General features: G+C 43.4%; 17 protein-coding genes, 1 tRNA gene and 2 riboswitches. Of the genes, 12 read left to right on the forward strand and 6 right to left on the reverse strand.

What is annotated here, in order from left to right:
* Positions 1-51: 51 nt before the first annotated feature.
* Together SCJ97_09255 and SCJ97_09260 are read left to right on the forward strand one after the other, a co-directional pair.
* Positions 52-1,476 carry a trimethylamine methyltransferase family protein gene (locus SCJ97_09255; protein MDW7740226.1) on the forward strand — a complete coding sequence of 475 codons (1,425 nt, stop codon included), beginning with the start codon at positions 52-54 and terminating at the stop codon, positions 1,474-1,476.
* Between the two features lie 266 nt (positions 1,477-1,742).
* Positions 1,743-3,407, forward strand: a complete 1,665-nt coding sequence (locus tag SCJ97_09260) for a cyclase family protein (GenBank protein MDW7740227.1) — start codon at positions 1,743-1,745, stop codon at positions 3,405-3,407.
* Between the two features lie 78 nt (positions 3,408-3,485).
* Here the strand turns inward: SCJ97_09260 and SCJ97_09265 are convergent, their stop codons facing one another.
* The 5 genes from SCJ97_09265 to SCJ97_09285 all read right to left on the reverse strand — a co-directional run bounded on the left by SCJ97_09265 (position 3,486) and on the right by SCJ97_09285 (position 7,694).
* Positions 3,486-4,649: a putative sulfate/molybdate transporter gene (locus SCJ97_09265; GenBank protein ID MDW7740228.1), complete on the reverse strand. Its 1,164-nt coding sequence runs from the start codon at positions 4,647-4,649 to the stop codon at positions 3,486-3,488.
* 17 nt (positions 4,650-4,666) lie between these two features.
* A complete protein-coding gene (locus SCJ97_09270; GenBank protein ID MDW7740229.1) occupies positions 4,667-5,344 on the reverse strand; it encodes a phosphate ABC transporter ATP-binding protein in 678 nt (225 codons plus the stop codon).
* 58 nt (positions 5,345-5,402) lie between these two features.
* The gene (locus SCJ97_09275) at positions 5,403-6,101 is read right to left on the reverse strand and encodes an ABC transporter permease (protein ID MDW7740230.1); all 699 of its coding nucleotides are present in this window, start codon (positions 6,099-6,101) and stop codon (positions 5,403-5,405) included.
* Positions 6,102-6,229: 128 nt separating this feature from the next.
* Positions 6,230-7,141 carry a substrate-binding domain-containing protein gene (locus SCJ97_09280; GenBank protein ID MDW7740231.1) on the reverse strand — a complete coding sequence of 304 codons (912 nt, stop codon included), beginning with the start codon at positions 7,139-7,141 and terminating at the stop codon, positions 6,230-6,232.
* Positions 7,142-7,350: 209 nt separating this feature from the next.
* Positions 7,351-7,476, reverse strand: a riboswitch (molybdenum cofactor riboswitch).
* A 14-nt stretch (positions 7,477-7,490) separates the two neighbouring features.
* A complete protein-coding gene (locus tag SCJ97_09285) occupies positions 7,491-7,694 on the reverse strand; it encodes a TOBE domain-containing protein (GenBank protein ID MDW7740232.1) in 204 nt (67 codons plus the stop codon).
* A 67-nt stretch (positions 7,695-7,761) separates the two neighbouring features.
* Positions 7,762-7,886, reverse strand: a riboswitch (molybdenum cofactor riboswitch).
* Positions 7,887-7,984: 98 nt separating this feature from the next.
* On the opposite strand from SCJ97_09285, the gene SCJ97_09290 reads away from it, so the two are divergent.
* The 5 genes from SCJ97_09290 to SCJ97_09310 all read left to right on the forward strand — a co-directional run bounded on the left by SCJ97_09290 (position 7,985) and on the right by SCJ97_09310 (position 11,473).
* Positions 7,985-8,620: a class I SAM-dependent methyltransferase gene (locus SCJ97_09290; GenBank protein ID MDW7740233.1), complete on the forward strand. Its 636-nt coding sequence runs from the start codon at positions 7,985-7,987 to the stop codon at positions 8,618-8,620.
* Positions 8,621-8,762: 142 nt separating this feature from the next.
* Positions 8,763-10,184, forward strand: coding sequence for a diguanylate cyclase (locus tag SCJ97_09295; GenBank protein ID MDW7740234.1), 1,422 nt, complete (start codon positions 8,763-8,765; stop codon positions 10,182-10,184).
* A gap of 147 nt (positions 10,185-10,331) precedes the next feature.
* Positions 10,332-10,425: transfer RNA gene (locus SCJ97_09300), tRNA-Sec, on the forward strand.
* 106 nt (positions 10,426-10,531) lie between these two features.
* Positions 10,532-10,870 carry a DsrE family protein gene (locus SCJ97_09305; GenBank protein MDW7740235.1) on the forward strand — a complete coding sequence of 113 codons (339 nt, stop codon included), beginning with the start codon at positions 10,532-10,534 and terminating at the stop codon, positions 10,868-10,870.
* A gap of 90 nt (positions 10,871-10,960) precedes the next feature.
* Positions 10,961-11,473, forward strand: a complete 513-nt coding sequence (locus tag SCJ97_09310) for a C-GCAxxG-C-C family protein (protein ID MDW7740236.1) — start codon at positions 10,961-10,963, stop codon at positions 11,471-11,473.
* Between the two features lie 135 nt (positions 11,474-11,608).
* On the opposite strand, the gene SCJ97_09315 is transcribed toward SCJ97_09310, so the two are convergent.
* Entirely contained in the window at positions 11,609-11,881 is a 273-nt protein-coding gene (locus tag SCJ97_09315; protein MDW7740237.1) for a hypothetical protein, read from the reverse strand.
* Between the two features lie 469 nt (positions 11,882-12,350).
* Here SCJ97_09315 and SCJ97_09320 point away from each other — a divergent pair, with 469 nt between their 5' ends.
* The 5 genes from SCJ97_09320 (at position 12,351) to SCJ97_09340 (ending at position 18,614) form a co-directional block, all read left to right on the forward strand.
* Entirely contained in the window at positions 12,351-13,391 is a 1,041-nt protein-coding gene (locus SCJ97_09320; GenBank protein MDW7740238.1) for an extracellular solute-binding protein, read from the forward strand.
* 41 nt (positions 13,392-13,432) lie between these two features.
* Entirely contained in the window at positions 13,433-14,989 is a 1,557-nt protein-coding gene (locus SCJ97_09325) for an iron ABC transporter permease (protein ID MDW7740239.1), read from the forward strand.
* A gap of 11 nt (positions 14,990-15,000) precedes the next feature.
* On the forward strand, positions 15,001-16,080 hold the full coding sequence (locus tag SCJ97_09330) for an ABC transporter ATP-binding protein (GenBank protein MDW7740240.1): 1,080 nt from the start codon (positions 15,001-15,003) through the stop codon (positions 16,078-16,080).
* Positions 16,081-16,175: 95 nt separating this feature from the next.
* Positions 16,176-17,069: an MBL fold metallo-hydrolase gene (locus tag SCJ97_09335; protein MDW7740241.1), complete on the forward strand. Its 894-nt coding sequence runs from the start codon at positions 16,176-16,178 to the stop codon at positions 17,067-17,069.
* Positions 17,070-17,198: 129 nt separating this feature from the next.
* Complete coding sequence (locus SCJ97_09340; protein ID MDW7740242.1) at positions 17,199-18,614, forward strand: MATE family efflux transporter; 1,416 nt, start codon at positions 17,199-17,201, stop codon at positions 18,612-18,614.
* Positions 18,615-18,726 lie beyond the last annotated feature (112 nt).

Genomic DNA, 18,726 nt, shown 5'->3' on the forward strand with positions numbered 1-18,726 from the left:
CTGATTTTCTAGTTTAGTTTTAATTCGCGTGTTTAGGAAAGGGTGATAAGAATGATCAATCGCGATTTGAAAGCTGTAGACTACCTGAAGAGCGAAGATCTGGAAAAAATTCACCAGGCTACATTAACCGTACTGGAGAAGAACGGTATAGAGTTTTACTCCCAGGAAGCAAGGGATATATTGAAGAAAAATGGAGCAAAAGTAGAAGGTGAGAGAGTCTTTTTCCCGCCTGAACTGGTCATGGAAAAGATTGCCCTGGCTCCGTCTGAGTTTACTCTTCATGCCAGAAATCCTGAGAAAAATGTTGTTGTCGGTGGCAATAATACTGTTCATGCACCAGGTTACGGTTCTCCATATGTGATGGATTATGTTCAGAACGCCAGGAGAAATGCTAACTATGATGACTATATAGCTTTTACAAAGCTCGCCGGCCGGAGTGAAAACCTTGATGTTGTCGGAGGCGTTCTTGTTGAGCCAAATGATATCCCCGATCATCTGAGACACGCAAAAATGTTTCATGCTGCTGTAAAATATACAGACAAGTGCCTGATGGGCAGCGCTATGGGTAGTAAAAAAGCTCAGGAAACTATCGAGATGGCTTCGATTATATACGGGGGGATCGATACCGTTCGTACAAACCCCTGCCTGATCTCACTGATCAATACCAATAGTCCCCTGGAATTCGATTCCCGAATGCTCGATGCGCTGATGGTTTATGCCCGTAATAATCAGCCGGTAATTATTGCTGCTCTGGCGATGACCGGCACAACATCGCCGGTTACCCTGGCCGGTTCACTGGTCCAGCAGGCGGCGGAGATCCTCTCTGGTATCATATTTGCCCAGATGGTCAGCCCCGGGACTCCGGTGGTCTTCGGTTCCGCGTCAAGTATCGTCGATTTACGGACAGGCAACCTGGCCATCGGCAGCCCCGAATCAGTAAAGATGTTCTCGGTCATAGCGCAGTTAGCAAGATTCTACGGACTGCCATCACGCGGCGGTGGAGCGCTTACTGATGCCATAATTACAGACAGCCAGAGCGGTTATGAGTCAATGATGGTTTTAATGAATACAATTCTCAGCGGGACAAACTTCATCCTACACTCTGCCGGGCTGCTCGAGAATTATATGACCATGTCATATGAAAAATTTGTTATAGATGATGAAATGCTCGGGATGGTTAAGTCATATGCAGAGGGTTTCCCGATCAATGAAGATACCCTGGCTGTTGATACGCTGCTTAGGGTTGGCAGTGGAGGCAATTTCATTGCAGATGAACATACCTTCAATCACATGCGGGATATGCGCCTGCCGTTTATCAGTGCTAGGATTAATTATGCCGGGGCAACAGATTTGACTGATACTCCCCAGCGTGCGCATGAATATGTTAAATCGGTTCTGCAGGATTTCCAGAATCCACCCTTGGATGAAAAAGTTGAAGCTGAACTTGACAGCTATATTGAGAAGCTGAGCAAATAGCCTGGGCATTTACTGATCAGGATAAAATCTGTCGGGGCAGGGGATTAATCCCCTGTCCCACTGTCCCCTTTAACCCTTCGGAATGTAGGATTTTAACAAACAAATAGCCTTTATTTCGTTAGTTAATCATAAAGGATTTCAAAGTTAAAAATATAATAAACAATATGAGATAGTTTGACATTTGTTGCTTGCACAGGCTATAATTTTTTCAGATATCTCTTGTTTAAAGCTTTATGCTTCATAAATCTTACTATGTGGAGGTTGCCATGAGTAAAAACATGATTGATTTGCTCAGTAAAGCAAAATGGTATGACCTGACTCAGCCTCTAAGCATTTTTACTCCCCCCTGGCCTGGTGAGATGCCGCTGCAGGTTCATTTTTTCAAGCGGGTCACCGGTTCTTATCATGGTGGGCAGGGCGCAAACGGTCAGTTGATCGAATGGTCGAATAATACGGGGACCCACCTTGTCGGACCGAGAGCTTTTCATTCGGGCATGAAGACGATAGCCGATATCCCCCTGGAGGACATCTGCGGCGAAGGTGTTATTGTCGATATTTCAGCTGATGTATCTGATTACAGTCTTTATACCCCGGAAATGATCGAGAAACGGGTTACAGTAAAAGAAGGCGATATCCTGCTTATTAACACCGGCTACCATAAATATACCTTTGATCAGCCGGATGTTAAAAACCCGAAAGGGCAGGGAGGAATTGATAACAAGGAATTTTCCTACCTGGTTCGCCACCCCGGTCCCGCACCCGGATTTTTTGAATGGGCTTTGAAAAAGAAACTGAAAGTTATTGGCGTTGACTGCGGTTGTGCCGAACACCCAATGAATACCAATATCCGCTATATGCATGCAGCAGAATTCAAGAAAGCTGAAGATAAACTGAAGGAAACTCATGGTAAAACCTGGGATGAAATGTTCCCGGTCGATGAGTATTATAAGCTGACTCATCAAACTATGCCCAAAGCCGGGTTGCTTCTGGCCGAATCTTTGGGGGGGCAGATTAAAGAGCTGAACAATCAGCGAGCCTGGATCATAATCGGGGCACTACCTTTCGTAGAAGTGGAATCAGCCTGGTCAAGGGTTGCCGCGGCTAAGGCTCCTGATGGAGTAAGCGAAGATGAGTTTTTTGCAGCGATGAATAAAGCAAAACTTTATGATCTCTCAGTACCCTTCAGTGTGCAGACACCACAGTGGGCAAACTATATCCCACTTATTGCTCATTACACCAAGCGTGTAGGCGGGCAGTATTTCGGCTTAGGTCGTAATAATGCCCACTGTAAGTGCAGCTTCCACATTGCAACCCACATGGATGGTGAACCTCACTTCTACATTAACGGAAAAACGATTGGTCAGACCCCCTTTGAATACTGGATCGGCCCTGCCGCTATTGCCGATATATCAGAAATGGTCAGCGATACCAGTGTATACAGCCCCGAGATGATCGAATCGGTAGTTGATGTAGAAGAAGGAGACATCCTTATCGTCAAGACCGGATATGGGAAATATGGCTGGGCTAGCCCTGATTCGGATGAATTCAGGTACATGATCCGCCATCCAGGTCCTTCGCCGGACTTCGCTGAATGGTGCATGAAGAAGAAGATCAAGTGGCTCGGCATTGACTGTGTGGCCATGGAACACCCGATGAATACGATCCAGCGTATCTTCCATCCGAAGACCTTTGAAGAAGCAAACCGGAAACTGAAAGAGAAGTACGGTAAGGACTGGGATGAAATGTACCCGCTGGACAAGTACTACCAGGATATGCACCTCAATCTCTTCCCGCATGGTGTTGTCCATGCCGAAAACCTGGGCAAGGATCTAAATGATCTGGAAGGTGGCCGTTACTTCCTCGGCTGTTTCCTCCAGCGAGGAATGGAACTTGCTTCATGCTGGGCACGTTTTATAGCCTGGAAAGAGTAATCTCAAAAAGAAGGGCGGGGGAGCGCCCCGCCAAGAGGTGGATTTAAGCCTCAAAAATTTATATATAACCGGTTGGATCTACTCAACCGGTTTATTTTTTTTCAGTTCAACTGTATCATCGTTGGCCTGCTTTTTCATTGTTCGGCTAATATAAAATGTAATCATGTAATAAACAGCTAAACCGGCAAGAAATCCAAATGCCATGTTGGTTAAAACTGAAACTAAAACAGTTACAGCCAGGACAATCATATTCCAGTTTAACGAAACATCTCTTGAAAATTTAATCAGTTCTATACCAACCATAAACATCATTGCACCGATAATTGCCATGGGGAATAGTGCAAAAAGGCCGGCGATTGAAGTGGCCAGTAAAATACCCATAGCAATTTCGATCATGCCTTCAATAATATTTGCTCCTCCGGTTCGGGCTCCGAAGTAATATTGGCCAGCCAAACCACCGGCTCCATGACATAAAGGCATGCCGCCTAAAAAAGGAAATAGAATATTCATTAATCCCATATTCAAAGATAAACGTCCTTCGCCAACTGACCGGCCAGGAAAGTATGAGTTTATCAAAGATGATGTTGATATCACAGCGTTGGTTGCTGTCAGCGGTATTTGAGCAAATCCAGCTAAAAGCATGGTTTCCCAGACTTCAATAGGCTTAAAGAAAGTCATGGAGGGCAGTGAATATTCCAGGCCGCTCAAATCAGTTAAGTCTCCCCTGAAGTACATGATTGCTATACCTAAAACCACCAGAGTAACAGCTGCCGGCATGTAACGATTATTACGAAGCAGTAGTATAACTATAACCGATATGATGCCGAGCAACCAAAAATCAGAGACCATTTTTAGCGCTTCAATTGCCAGTAATCCTCCGAGAGCAACCTGAATCCCGCGTATTACAGATTTCGGAGTAAACCGGGCTATATGCTTCATTAACCCTGTTAGTGCAAAAATAATCCAGACAATTCCCATCCCAAAGCCTGAAGCATAGACCATTGATGGAGTCCAACCCTGGGCTATGGCGACAACTGCCAAAACTTTCATCGGTTCGATTGGCATGGGCAATTTATATATCAGCCCTGTAATGATATTGGCCAGACCTATAGTTACCAGTAAACCTGAAGGGTTTAAACCACATACTACAATATAACCTATGGCGAGAGGTATTAATGTTCCAAAATCTCCCATAGCCCCTGATAGTTCTCTTAAATTAAATTCATATGCTCCGATTTGCATGTTGTACCCTTATCAATTTAGTAAATCATACGACCTTCAACGAAAGCTTTTGTTTGTTCTGTTTTCGGAGTTTTAAATATATCTTCTGTTTTACCTGTTTCTATAATTTTACCCTGATTGATGAATATCACATGATTGGCAATCCTTTTGGCCTGGAAAATATTATGGGTTACCATCATGACAGTAATTGATTTAGACAAATTTAACTTACAGATTAATTTTTCAATAAGTTCAACATTAATAGGGTCAAGGTTAGCTGTCGCTTCATCCAGTAATAATAGTTCGGGCTCAAATGCTATAGCCCTGGCAACTGCAACTCTTTGTGCTTCTCCCCCTGATAAAGTGTCGGCTCTTCTTCTGGCCAGTTCTTGTAAACCAACCTGGTCCAGTAGAGTAGTAACTCGTTCATGAATTTCTTTATGCGGGTAGTTTCTCGCTTTTAATCCATATGACACGTTATTATAAACACTATCTTTGAAGAGTAAAGTTTTTTGAAAAACCATTGACATTTTACGCTGTATAGTGAGACGATCCTGACCATTTGAAGGCAAGGGGCTGCCTTTATAAAGGATGCTTCCCTGATCCGGCATGGTGAGCAGGTTGATTATCCGTAGAAGGGTGCTTTTTCCGGCTCCGCTGGGACCAATAATTCCATAAATTTTACCCTTCTGAATTGTGAGATTATTAATACTCAATACTTCTTTATCGTATTTTTTTATTATATTGGCTAATTCAAATAAATTATTATCGGGATTAATTGTTTTTGCCCCCCTTCTGAATTGTATAGAGTAAAGAATTGACAATAAAGGAGAGTAGCAGAAGAATGATACCGAGTCCGATGGCCAGTTCGAAATTCCCTTTGCGTGTTTCCAGGGTTATGGCGGTTGTCATAACCCTGGTATGACCGGCAATATTACCGCCAACAATCATTACCGCTCCCACTTCGGCCACGATTCTACCAAATCCGGTGATGATTGCTCCAAGCAAAGCGTACCGAGATTCTTTTATGACGGTCCGAATGGCCATGGAAGAACTGGCCCCGAGGGATCGGGCGACTTCTTCTATTTCACTGCCTTTAGCCCGGATGCCGACCATGGTTAAGCCTGTAATGATTGGCGATGATAAAAATACCTGGGCTATGATCATTGCTGCAGGAGTGTAAAGAATTCCAAGTACGCCAAGCGGTCCCTGTCGGGAAAGAATTAAGTAAATGATCAAACCAGCCACAACCGGAGGCATTCCCATAAAAGTAAATATTACTTTATTCAGTAACCGGGTTTTCTTCTCAGGTTTTAAACCCAGTATGGCGCCGAGGGGTATACTAATTAATGATGAAATGATAATAGCTGTTCCGGATACCCTGAGCGATAAGAGGACAATCTGCAGTAATTCAGGATCAAAAGCGATAATTAAACGAAAGGCTTCGATAATACCCTCAAATAAACGTGACAAAAATACACCTCCGCAAGAATAACTTGATAATGATCAACACATTGTTAATTCCAGACAAATAATTTGGATGTAATGCTCAATATCAAGTTATTTCCAAATCTTAAAAAGGGGACATGCTTCAACTGCACTTATTCAAGGCCATAACCCGGGAAAAAGAGGGTTTCTCCATTTACCTGGTAAGAATTGATCAGGTTTTGACCTTCATCTGACATCAAGAACTCAATATACATCATTGCGTATTCATACTTGGCATGTGAATGCAACTCCGGATTAACAGCCATAACACCATATTGGTTAAAGAGGACCGGGTCGCCTTCCAGCACGATCACCAGATCCAGAGTATCTTTCATGGCTACATAGGTGCCGCGGTCAGTCAGGGTATACCCGAGTGATTCATTGGCAACGTTCAGGGTATCACCCATACCTTGCCCGATGGATAAATACCAGCTTTCACCGGTTGGATCAATACCTGCGCTATCCCAGAGTCGTAATTCCATTCTGTTAGTTCCCGAATCATCACCTCGTGAAACAAAGGTGTTACCGCTATCTTCTATTAAATTAAATGCTTCAACAGCAGTGCTCACAGCTTTGATCCCTGCGGGATCATCATCGGGGCCGACAAAAATAAAATCATTGTACATAACATCGTAACGGTCAACAAATGCACCTTCGTCGACAAGCCTCAGTTCCGAAACCCGGTCATGAACCAGTAAAACATCTGCATCTCCGCGTGCTCCCGTTTCCAATGCTGCACCGGTTCCCTGGGAAACGACCTGTACTTCAATACCGGTTTGTTCAGTAAAAATAGGATTCAGAAAATCAAGCAGGCCCGAGTCGTAGGTGCTTGTGGTGGTTGCCAGGATTATGGTGTCGATGATTTCAACTTCCTCCGGGGTCTCCTCCGGGACTTCTTCCGGTTCTTCTTCGGGTTCTGCTTCCGGGGTTGTATCCTGGGCACAACCGGCTGTAAACATCAAGAGACCAAATACCAATGAAAATAAAACAAAGAATAGTAGTAATGAATTTTTTCGGTAAAGCATGTTTTTTCCTCCTGAATTTGATTTGCTATTACTTTTATTGTAGGACAAGAATTAATTTATATTACCCTTTCACCGGTCTGCAGCGGTTATTTGTTATACTGCCTCCTTTCCGGGTTGTATATTTTGTAATAAAGGTTGTGAACATGCTCTATCATTCAATGGTCTTAAATTAAAAAAGCATTCTCCTCCCGAAGAATGCGGCCTGACATAAAAGCATGATCAAACCTTCTTTCCGCACTGGGAGGCACCGTTGTTTCCAACTGTACCCTAACGTCCACTAGCCATGGTGATCATATAAACACTTTAGGCTTGATGGATCGAAGGTAAATATTTAGTTATATTCAAAATATTACTTACCCACCATTACCGAACTGGCTTTGATAATTGCATAAGCCTCATCACCGACTTTTAAGTCCATTGTTTTTGCCGAACCGGTTGTAATGCTGGATACAATATTAATGCCGTTAATTTCAATGGTGACTTCTGTCGAAACCGGACCTTCCTTAACCTGAGTAATTTTACCTTTCAATTGATTTCTTGCTGATAGTTTCATTAATTTTTACACCTCCTTCCGTACAAAAAAACCGCATTTCCCCACTTTGGAAATGCGATTATACTCACTAAATATGAGTGAACCTTCTTTCCACAATGGGAGGCACAGCCGTTTCCAGCCATACCCTGCCGGCCATTTCTCGTGGCCTGAGCGAAGCGCTTTAGAGAAAATGGTTCGAAGGAACTGCTTATTCGGTTTGCTTACATGTGCATTTTATAACAAAGAGAATTTGCAGTCAAGTCCTATAGAGGCTATGATAAGAATAATAATTCGAACAGGTGATTCTCGCCATGGAAAAACTTAGCTGTTTTTTATGCCATGCCCCGGCCTTATATTTTTCTACTCACAGGGGTAGAGATTACTTGAAATGCAGTGGTTGCCAATCTGTGATGCTATCACCTGAAAACTATCTTTCACCGGCTGAAGAAAAAGAAAGATACGATCAACATAATAATGATGTTTCTGACCCAGGTTACAGGCTTTTTGTCCAACCATTGGTTCGTGCTGTAATCAATAAATATTATCCGGAAGACAGCGGGCTCGATTACGGCGCAGGTTCAGGACCGGTTGCATCATATCTGCTTAAGGAGAGGGGATATCAAACCCTGTTGTATGATCCTTTCTACTGGCCTGATCATTCGGTTTTAGAAGCACGATATAATTATATAATCTGTTCGGAAGTGATCGAACATTTTCATTCCCCACAAAATGAATTCAGACTGATGCGTTCACTTCTGTTGCCCGGGGGTTCGCTATTTTGCATGACCGAACTCTACGACGATGAATTTGAATTTGAAAAGTGGTATTATAAAAATGACCCCACTCATGTATTCTTCTATCATCGCGAAGCTTTTCAGTGGATTAAAAAAAGGTTTGGCTTCAGCGAGCTCACAATGAAAAAGAGGTTAATTACCCTTTCGCTTTAATCATTTGTAAGATTATTTTATTCCCGATTCATAAAATCAAAAAATGTATTAAAGGAATTATTTTATTTTTGGGAGAATTATTTTAAATTAATATTCTATCATATACAGCCTCCCCAAAGTCGTTTGAAGGAGTTGATACAGTTTGTCAATACTGCGAGTAATCATCGTTGAGGATTCAGAAGATGATCTGCTATTGATCCTGCGAGCACTTAAAAAAGGTGGTTTTGAGCCTATCTATAGATGTGTTGAAACAGAAGAAGCTTTGCGTGCAGCCCTGGATGATCCTCAGTGGCAGTTGATCATCTCCGATCACGCCATGCCCAGGTTCAGTGCGCCTGGAGCCCTGAAAGTTTTAAAAGAAAGTGGAAGAGATTTGCCTTTTATTATTGTTTCTGGAACGATCGGTGAGGAAATTGCTGTAAATGCCATGAAGGGCGGAGCTCATGACTATATTATGAAGAGTAACCTCTCCCGCCTGGTTCCTGCTATTGAACGCGAATTACGTGAAGCCGATGTGAGAAATCAGCACCGTCAGTACCAGAAGCAGCTCGAGTACCTTACCCTACACGATCAATTAACCGGTCTATATAATAGGGTATATTTTGAAAATGAGCTTGCCAAGCTTGATGGGGGTAACGAGTACCCGGTTGCTGTAATTTCCGCAGACCTGGACGGATTGATGCTTATAAATGAAACCTTTGGCCAGAAGGAAGGCGATATGATTTTGAAAACCTGCGCAAATTTATTGAAAAAACCACTCAGAAAAAGCGACATATTGGCCAGGGTTGGTGGTGATGAATTTATCACTCTGTTACTGCGTTCAGATACTAACAGGTGTGAAAAGATTGTTGCCCAGATCACCCATGAAATAAACGAACTCAATAAAGAGCACGGAAGGATACCGATCAGCGTTTCAATCGGTTGTTCAATCTGTCATGACCAATCCGAAAAACTCGACGACTGCATTAAAGAAGCCATAAGCAAAATGCGTTTTGAAAAACAGAATCGTGCGGAAAGCGCCCGCAGCCAGGTAGTGAATGCATTATTGGCTGCACTTTCAGAACGGGATTATATCGCAAGCGGGCATGCCGAAAGAATACAGGAGCTATGCAGGAAAATGGCAGAAGAGGTGGGTTTGGACCAGCAAGCCCAAGCTGCTCTTTCCATGCTTTCCCAGGTACATGATCTAGGGAAAGTGGGAATCCCTGACCAGATTTTATTTAAAAAAGGTGGACTGACAGAGGAAGAATGGGAAATTATGCGGCAGCACCCTGAAAAAGGTTACCGGATTGCCCAGTCATCACCCGAATTGGCTCATATAGCAGATCTGATCCTTCGCCATCACGAAAGATTTGATGGTAGTGGATATCCACTGGGTCTGCAGGGTGAAGAAATTCCGATTGAATGCCGGATTCTATCAATTGTAGATTCTTATGATGCTATGACAAATGACCGGCCTTACCGGAAAGCGATGACCAGGGATGAAGCGCTGGCCGAAATCAGACTCTATGCAGGCAGCCAGTTTGATCCCGTATTGGCCGATATATTTTTAAAAATTGTTTAACAAGAATTACTGGATTCATTTTCTTCCTTGCGTACTGCGATTAACCCCATTATCATCTTTAATGAAATGAGCCGGTTATGTTGCTTTATGGCATCTTAACTGGTAGAATATTTCCTGGAAACTCCTTTTTCAGGGGTTTATATTTATGGGAGTAGTTAGCGGCCTGGTGGCGTTCCTGGACTTCAAATCCAGTGGCAGGGCAGCCCCCTGCGGTGGGTTCGATTCCCATCTACTCCCGCCAAATCTTGACGGGGTCAATTATTCAAGATCCGACCCCATTCTTGCCAATTCACAATTGATATCCCGTGCTTATATTTTATAACTTAAATTTTAAGGGGTTTGATGATATGAAGGACAAATTAGTTGTTTTATGGATTTCTCGGGACGAAGAAGCTGCGATTAATATGGCATTTATGTACGCTAGAAATTCAAAATTAAAAGGCTGGTGGAACGAGGTTGAATTAATAATATGGGGCCCTTCGGCAAAGGTTGCTTCAGAAAATAAGAATATACAGGAAGAACTGAAAGAATTAAAAAATGCAGGAGTTAATGTAAGGGCGTGTAAGGCCTGTGCTGATAAGTATCAAGTGAGTGAAAGATTAAGTGCCATGGATATTGAAGTGCTTTATATCGGATCGATTTTAACCGATGAATTAAAATCAGGAACAAAGGTTATAACAGTATAAGAGTAACGGGGTCAGGCCTAAAAAGTGATAATTCAAGACCTGACCCCAGCTTACAGTCTTACTTAAGCCGAAATGAGGTGTATAGTGGAAATGGGTACAAAAGAAGAGGTTCTCGAGGGTTTATATCAAAAAGGCTTCATGTTTGAAAGGAATAATCATGGATGTGGGCAGTGTACGGTAGCCGCAATCCAGGAATTTTTTGATGTAGATGATCTGATCTTTAAATCTGCCTCAGCTTATGCCGGTGGGATTGCATCGGTCACAAACGGTTATTGCGGAGCTTTTAACGGAGGGGTTTTGATTCTTAACTATTTTTTTGGCAGAGAGAAAAAGGATTTTGAAAACCCTGATGCGATGGATAAGGCAAAAGAGATTGTTAATATCTACAAAGATCGATTTTTCCAGAAATTTGGCGGCTTCACATGTGGGCAGGTTCAGACTAAAATTATGGGGCGCTCATTCAATACCGCAGATCCTGAAGAAAAAGAGCAATTTATCCAGGCGGGGGCATATGATGACAAGTGCACGAATGTTGTAGGAACCGCTGCTTCCATCGTAGGAGAAATTTTACTTGACAACAATATACCATTGAAAAAAGGGTAAAAAATTATTCCTGTTATGCTTTTACATTGATGAACAGAAAGGCTTTAATGCAATTATTCTGTACAGATTACCGGGCTAACCAAAAGTAATTACATTTTGGTTAGCCCGGTAATTTAGATGACGATACATTTAGAGTTATTGCTGAAGAGCAACTTCAAAATGTTCCACTTCAACAGGCCATCCGGTTATTTTTTCTACTTCTTTAAATACTTCTTTAGCTGCCGGCAGAGAAGCTTTCAAATCTTCTTTTGATTCCCAGAGGGTGATGGTCATCAGCTTTTCTTTTTTTTCATCTACTAATACGTAAACGCCCTTCATTTCCTTGAGTTCTTCTTTTTCAACTTCATTAAGGAGTTCGAGGACCTGTTTCACATGATTTCCCGGTATTTTGCCAACTCGCGCATACATGATTTGGTTCCTACTTTCCTACATGCTTTACTATAGTGTAATATTTGCAAAACGAATAGTCAAGTATGTCTATAGATATAGTAGTAATATAATCAAAAGTATATGAAAATTATGGATGATGGTATATTATAATTGTAAAGAGTTAATGAGCTAGTCCATTTTTACATAAACAGTGAAAAGAGAGCATCCTAATGAAAATGTTAAAAGCCCCATGGTATAGAAGGATATCACCCTGAATTATGATCTATCTACTGCTGGGAGCAGTCCTGGGAATTTACAGTTTGATCCGTTACATTATTCATCTGGTAAATTAAATAATAGCGGTTATTAGTAAAAGATGTGTTTATGCTTGACAATAGACTACTAAAGTGATAGGCTTAATATCAAACGATGCATGCTCAATTCAGGTGTTTCTATTTTTTATATATAAAGTTAGTAATTACTAACAATTAGGAGGGTATTACAAGCGATGAAATTCAAGTTTTCCCTGGCGCTTCTAATATTAAGTGTTATAATGTTCACCCTGGTTGGCTGCGGCAGAGATAGCATCAATGAAGATGCTGCAGGCGAACTGGTTATCTATTCATCCCGCAACGAAAATTTTGTTAACCCGCTTCTTGAGAAATTTGAAGCAGAAACAGGAATCAAGGTTCTGGCTCTGCACGCCGGCGGTGGTGTAGTAAGCAGGATAGTTGAAGAGGCTGGTAACCCCAGGGCTGATATTTTTATTTCAAATGATATCGGGGCTTTGGAATATCTGCGTATGGAAGGACTGCTGCAGGAGTTTGAGCCGGACGGAATCGATACGATTGATCAAAGGTACCGAGCTATAGATAATTCCTGGTTTGCCTTATCGGCAAGAACAAGAGTTTTCATATATAACAAAGATCTGATTTCCGAAGAAGAAATGCCGAAAACAGTTTGGGAGCTTACCGACGAGCAGTGGAAAGGTCAGTTTGCTATCACCAGGGGAGGCAATTCAGGAATGATCGCCCATATCTCCGCCCTCCGTTATGAATGGGGTGATGAGCTGACGGCACAATGGATCTCACAGGTTAAAGAAAATGCCGGGGCCATAATGGAAGGCCATGGCGATATCAGGCGTGCAGTCGGAGCAGGTGAATTCAGGTTCGGCTTGGTTAACAATTACTATTACCACCAGCAGTTGAGAGAACCGACCAATAACAATGTGGGAGCAATCTATCCCGATCAGGCTGAAGGAGAAATGGGAGCGGTGATAAATGGCGCCGGCATCGCTTTTATCAAAGGATCACCCAATCCGGATAACGCCAAAACTTTTATTAACTGGCTTCTCCTGCCCGAGAACCAGCGTGAGTTCTCCTATGCATCTTTGGAGGTGCCGATCAATCCGACCATCGAAGCAATTGATGAGGCGGCTGTCATTTCTGAATACCGGGTTCAGGAAATGCATTTAAGCATGCTGGGCGAATATTTTCTTGATACAAAGGAACTGATCGAACGGGCCGGGCTTGATATCGAATTAAGATAAGCTATAACTCTTTTCGGTTGGTTGAAGGAGAATTATCTATAATGTGGGAAAGACTTTGGAAAAATAATAAGCCTGATCCTCTGCTGGTCCTTTCAGGATTACTAACTGCTCTATTGATGGCGATGCCGGTCGTGATTGTAATCTGGCGGGCTGTCATGGCCGGGACTGATCGGTGGGCGCGGCTGATCGATTCACGGATCCCACAATTACTGCAGAATACTTTACAGATTACCCTGGCGACTACTTTTCTGGCAATTCTGCTTGGTGTATCCCTGGCCTGGTTGGTTTACCGTTGTGATCTGCCTGGTCGGAATATCTGGCAGTGGTTGCTCGCCCTGCCACTAATGCTGCCGCCTTATGTAGGAGCAGTCTCATACATTATGGTTTTCGGGCCTAACGGTTGGATACAAGATCTTGCTGGTGAGTTACCCTTTAATATTTACTCTTTTTGGGGCGTTTTACTGGTTATGACCCTTTTTAAATTTCCTTACGTCTTTCTTATTTCAGGTGCAGCGTTAAAGAGGATGAACCGCAGCTATGAAGATACAGCACGTTCTCTCGGGCTCGGTTCATGGGAAATTTTCCGGAAGGTTAATTTACCCTTTTTACGGCCGGCCATCGGTGCCGGTGCAATTTTAACCGCGCTTTGCGTATTATCTGAATTTGGTGTAATTGCGATAATGCGCTATAACACTTTTACATCGGCAATCTATTACCAGATGGAAAGCTTTGATCGCCTGTCGGCAACAGTGCTAAGCGTTATATTAATCATATTAACCCTGGGGTTTCTATGGTTGGAATCGATCTACAGAAAAAATCAAAAATATTACCAGACTTGTGGTACTTTCCAACAGCCCGACTTGATCAGATTGGCTAAGTGGAAAGTGCCGGCTATGATCTGGGTCTTCTTGATATTTCTGCTTTCGGTGATAATTCCGGTGGGAGTTCTCATCTACTGGTCGGGATACGGAATTGCTCTCGGTGCGCTGGACAGCAATTTTTTCGGGTATACCCTGAACAGCATTAAGGTGGCCGGGATTGCTGCCCTGTTGAGCATGGCTCTTGCCCTTCCACTGGTTTATCTAAAATCCCGTCATCCGTCAGTACCGTCTGAGTTACTTAATAAAATCAGTTCAGCGGGATATTCCCTGCCTGGAGTAATTGTTGCCCTGGGGCTTATCTTTATTTTTAATACCTATATCCCCTGGCTGTACAATACATTTTACCTGATCTCCATCGCTTACCTGGTGCGCTTTCTGCCTCAGGCAATTCAATATGGGAATGCATCACTGAGCATGATTTCCCCCAGGATCGATGAAGCAGCCCGAAACCTGGGTTATCGTCCGCTCAAGGTTTTATTTAAAGTTATCTTGCCCCTGCTTTCGCCCGGACTCATGGCGGGAGGAGCACTTGTATTCGTCAGCGCCATAAAAGAACTTCCGGCAACCCTGCTTCTTCGACCTCCCGGATTTGATACACTGGCTGTCAGGGTCTGGGTTGAGGCGAGCGATGCAGTTTATCACATGGCTGCACCGGCAGCTCTCCTGGTTGTTCTCGTTTCCGTTATTCCTCTCAAGTTAATGCTAAGCCGATATTGAGGTGATCTAATATGACACTTGTTATTGAACTTAAAAATGTTACTAAAACATATCCCGGTTGCCCGGAACCTGCTGTAAAAGATTTTTCCCTGAATGTGGAAGAGGGTTCGATTATAACTCTGCTGGGTCCCAGCGGGTGTGGAAAAACCACCCTGTTAAGAATTATTGCTGGTTTTGAGAAGCCGGAGAAGGGGTCCGTTTTCATTTCTGGCAATCAGGTCGCCGGAGATAATAACTGGGTTGCTCCGGAAAATCGCGGTGTAGGGATGGTATTTCAGGATTATGCGCTTTTTCCCCATTTAAAAGTATTTGACAATGTGGCTTTCGGTTACAGGGAGAAAGATAAACATCAAAGAGTTCAGGAAGTATTATCACTTGTGTCGCTTCGTGGTTATGAAAGCCGTTACCCACACGAACTATCGGGAGGCCAGCAGCAGAGGGTAGCCCTGGCCAGAGCCCTGGCCCGAAAGCCGGCAGTGATACTCCTTGATGAGCCATTCAGCAACCTTGATGCAGAACTAAAAGATCAAATGCGCCTTGAACTAAAATCTATATTAAAAAAGACCGGGACTACAGCCGTATTTGTTTCTCATGACCAAAAAGATGCCCTGGCCATCTCTGATCAGATAGTGGTAATTAAAGATGGAGAGATCCAGCAGGTTGGAACTCCGAAAGAAATTTACCAGTACCCGGAAAATACTTTTGTGGCTACATTTGTTGGAAGAAGCAACCTGCTGGAAGGAATAATGGCCGATGATGCCTGCTCCGTTCAGACTGATATCGGGAAGTTTCCCTGTTTACATACTCATGGCCACCTGCCCGGTGAAAAGGTTTGTCTATCAATCAGGCCGGACGGACTTGAAATGTCTGACAATGGTTCGCTTTCTGGCACAATAATAGAGTTGGCTTATACCGGGGATGCCTATGATGCTGTTATTTCAGTTGAATCTTCTGGACAGGTCCATCATTTAATGGCTCATATACATCCGGAAGAAGATGTCAGAATCGGTACCAAAATTAATTTTATGATTATCCCTGAATTTGTTGCTGTGGTCGGTAACGGGCAGGGTGCATATAAAGAAAACAGGTAGCTTGTATGGTTAAAAAAACAATGATAAAATGTAAAAAGCTATGCTGAAGAACAATTTGTAAGACAGTTACATTAAAGTCCGTTCAGAGGTCAATAATGGCAAAATTGTCCCTGGTCCGGTTGGCCGGAAATACCTACTATATTCCATCACCCACAAACGTTGGCGTTTACATCAATGGCAATTCTGCTATTCTGATCGACAGTGGAAATGACAAGGAAGCGGGCAGGCAGATCTTACGTTTGTTTGAGGAAGCAGGCTGGCCGTTGGAGATGATTGTTAACACCCACTCAAATGCCGATCATATCGGGGGTAACAACTTTCTCCAGGAAAAAACAGGTTGCCAGATTGCTGCAACAAGGATCGAATCAGCTTTTATCAACGATCCGATTCTGGAAATTTCCATGCTTTATGGTGGGTTTCCCTATAAAGCGCTTGATAATAAATTCTTAAGAGCCAGGTCTTCAAAAGTTACTTCGGTCATCGCTGCAGCAGGGAAAATTCTTGATACAGGGCTTGAAGCAATTCCCCTCCCGGGGCATTTTTTTGATATGATCGGGATATTAACTCCTGATAATGTTTTTTTTATTGCAGATAGTCTTTTCCCGGAGAATATAATCAATAAATATCACTTTTTCTTCCTTTTTGACCTGCAGGCCCAATTTGATACTCTTGAGAGGCTAACGACCATCAGAGCTGACCTGTTTGTTCCCGGCCACGGTAGAGTAATGGACTCTCTTGATGCGCTGATCGGGATCAACAGGAAAAAAATAGATGAAATTCTCAACCTGATTCTTGATTGCTGTGAAAAACCTTCCAGGGTCGATCAAATTATGGCTGAACTCTGTAAAAAATATAACCTGGATATGAATCCTGCCCAGCATGTCCTGGTGGGCAGCACATTGAAATCTTATCTCTCCTTTTTGCATGCTGAAGAAAAATTATCATACAGTTTTTCGGATGGAGCAATTCTCTGGCAATCTGTAAGGTAGTGTTGCACTGATTAAATATTGTTCATCTGAAAGAGTGCCCAACGGGAAGGATCTGAGAATCCTTCTCGATTTATCTGTACATTTGGCAGTATCAGTTTTGGTTGGAACAAGCATGAGGAAAGGCAAAAAATGTCCGATAAAAAGAATACATATTTAAATGAACCGGCGCTGGTCGGAGGAAGTAGTAACTTCAAGCCGGTTGCCAGTATCCTTATCCTGGCCTGGCCGGTTATTATCGAAATGGGGCTGCATACCTTTGTCTGGATTTTTGATACTGCCATGGTTATGCGTCTTGGTGCTCATGAAGCAACTGCCGTCGAGTATGGCGCCATAGTTCTTTTCAACTCTTTAATGGTTTTAGGCGCTCTCGGTATCGGCGCCAATGCCCTGGTTGCCCGTTACACAGGGGCAAACGATATGAACCGTGCTGCTCTTGTCGGTGGGCAGGCGCTGTCGGTAAGCCTGCTGATAACCGCAATCTTTACCGTGATCAGTCTACTCTTTTACAATGCCTTTTTCGGTTGGGTTATCCAGGATCCTGTAACGGTTGGGCTGGCGAAGGAATATTTTTATTATGCCCTGACAAGCGGTGGGTATGCCCTGCTGCCGCTTGTCGTGGCCAGTGGAATAATCAGGGGTATAGGGAATACCCGGGTTCCGATGATTATCGCCCTCATATTTAACTTATATAACGTGATTGGTGACTATCTGCTGATTTTCGGCAACTTTGGATTTCCGGCTCTGGGAGTTAAGGGAGCGGCTCTGGCAACCGGTTCGGCTCAGCTTATCGGACTTGCCCTGTCACTGGGATATCTGCTTTTTCATAAAGGAATACTACCTTTTTCGCTGCGCTCATTATTCCCATGGGACTTGGATGCGTTAAAGCAGGTCCTTAAACTCAGTATTCCTGCCGGTGCCGAGGAATTGACCCACAGCGGCAGTAGGATGCTTTCGGCAAGCTGGATCATTTTTCTCGGACCCGTCGCCTTTGCGGCCAATGCAGCGGCTATTGCTGCCGAGGCTTTTTCTTTTATGCCCGGACATGCCTTCGCCATAGCGGCAACAACCCTGGTTGGTCAGCGATTGGGAGCCGGATTTATAAAACAGGCCAGGGAGACCGGCTACTGGGCAGTAGCTTTGGGGACAATTTTGATGAGCCTTTTCGGCTTGATTTTCTTCTTTTTCCCTTACCTGGTGATGAGCCTCTTTGATCCACCCGATCCTGAAGTATTGCGCCTTGGGGTGCTTTGTCTGCAGATAGCAGCTGTTGAGCAACCATTTATTGCTTTAACCATGGTTTTTTCGGGAGCGCTGAAAGGAACCGGTGACACAAAAGGGCCATTTAAAATTGGCCTCTATACTAATCTATTTATCCGGCTGCCCTTGATCTACGCCGTTGTATTCATTTTTAATCTGGAGATCTATTATATCTGGTGGATAACAGCCATCCAATTTGCCGTCAGCGCTCTATTGCTCTATATACGCTATCGCAAGAAAGACTGGAATGCTCTCGAACCGATTCCGACCCTGGAAAACATAGGATAGGCTAAAAGGAGGAACTGAACATTAAAAAAGTAGTAAATAACACAGCAGTATACGAAGAAGATTGGTGGAAGAGGGCAGTTTTTTACCAGATCTATCCCCGCAGTTTCCAGGA

It is taken from the genome of Bacillota bacterium, assembly GCA_033549065.1.
Lineage (GTDB): Bacteria > Bacillota > Dethiobacteria > DTU022 > DTU022 > JAWSUE01.

Bases quoted from the DNA above. Each gene is read 5' to 3' on its own strand.
- SCJ97_09255 (MDW7740226.1), top strand. From the start codon at position 52: ATGATCAATCGCGATTTGAAAGCTGTAGACTACCTGAAGAGCGAAGAT.
- SCJ97_09260 (MDW7740227.1), top strand. From the start codon at position 1,743: ATGAGTAAAAACATGATTGATTTGCTCAGTAAAGCAAAATGGTATGAC.
- SCJ97_09265 (MDW7740228.1), bottom strand. From the start codon at position 4,649: ATGCAAATCGGAGCATATGAATTTAATTTAAGAGAACTATCAGGGGCT.
- SCJ97_09280 (MDW7740231.1), bottom strand. From the start codon at position 7,141: ATGCTTTACCGAAAAAATTCATTACTACTATTCTTTGTTTTATTTTCA.
- SCJ97_09285 (MDW7740232.1), bottom strand. From the start codon at position 7,694: ATGAAACTATCAGCAAGAAATCAATTGAAAGGTAAAATTACTCAGGTT.
- SCJ97_09290 (MDW7740233.1), top strand. From the start codon at position 7,985: ATGGAAAAACTTAGCTGTTTTTTATGCCATGCCCCGGCCTTATATTTT.
- SCJ97_09305 (MDW7740235.1), top strand. From the start codon at position 10,532: ATGAAGGACAAATTAGTTGTTTTATGGATTTCTCGGGACGAAGAAGCT.
- SCJ97_09310 (MDW7740236.1), top strand. From the start codon at position 10,961: ATGGGTACAAAAGAAGAGGTTCTCGAGGGTTTATATCAAAAAGGCTTC.
- SCJ97_09315 (MDW7740237.1), bottom strand. From the start codon at position 11,881: ATGTATGCGCGAGTTGGCAAAATACCGGGAAATCATGTGAAACAGGTC.
- SCJ97_09320 (MDW7740238.1), top strand. From the start codon at position 12,351: ATGAAATTCAAGTTTTCCCTGGCGCTTCTAATATTAAGTGTTATAATG.
- SCJ97_09325 (MDW7740239.1), top strand. From the start codon at position 13,433: ATGTGGGAAAGACTTTGGAAAAATAATAAGCCTGATCCTCTGCTGGTC.
- SCJ97_09330 (MDW7740240.1), top strand. From the start codon at position 15,001: ATGACACTTGTTATTGAACTTAAAAATGTTACTAAAACATATCCCGGT.
- SCJ97_09335 (MDW7740241.1), top strand. From the start codon at position 16,176: ATGGCAAAATTGTCCCTGGTCCGGTTGGCCGGAAATACCTACTATATT.
- SCJ97_09340 (MDW7740242.1), top strand. From the start codon at position 17,199: ATGTCCGATAAAAAGAATACATATTTAAATGAACCGGCGCTGGTCGGA.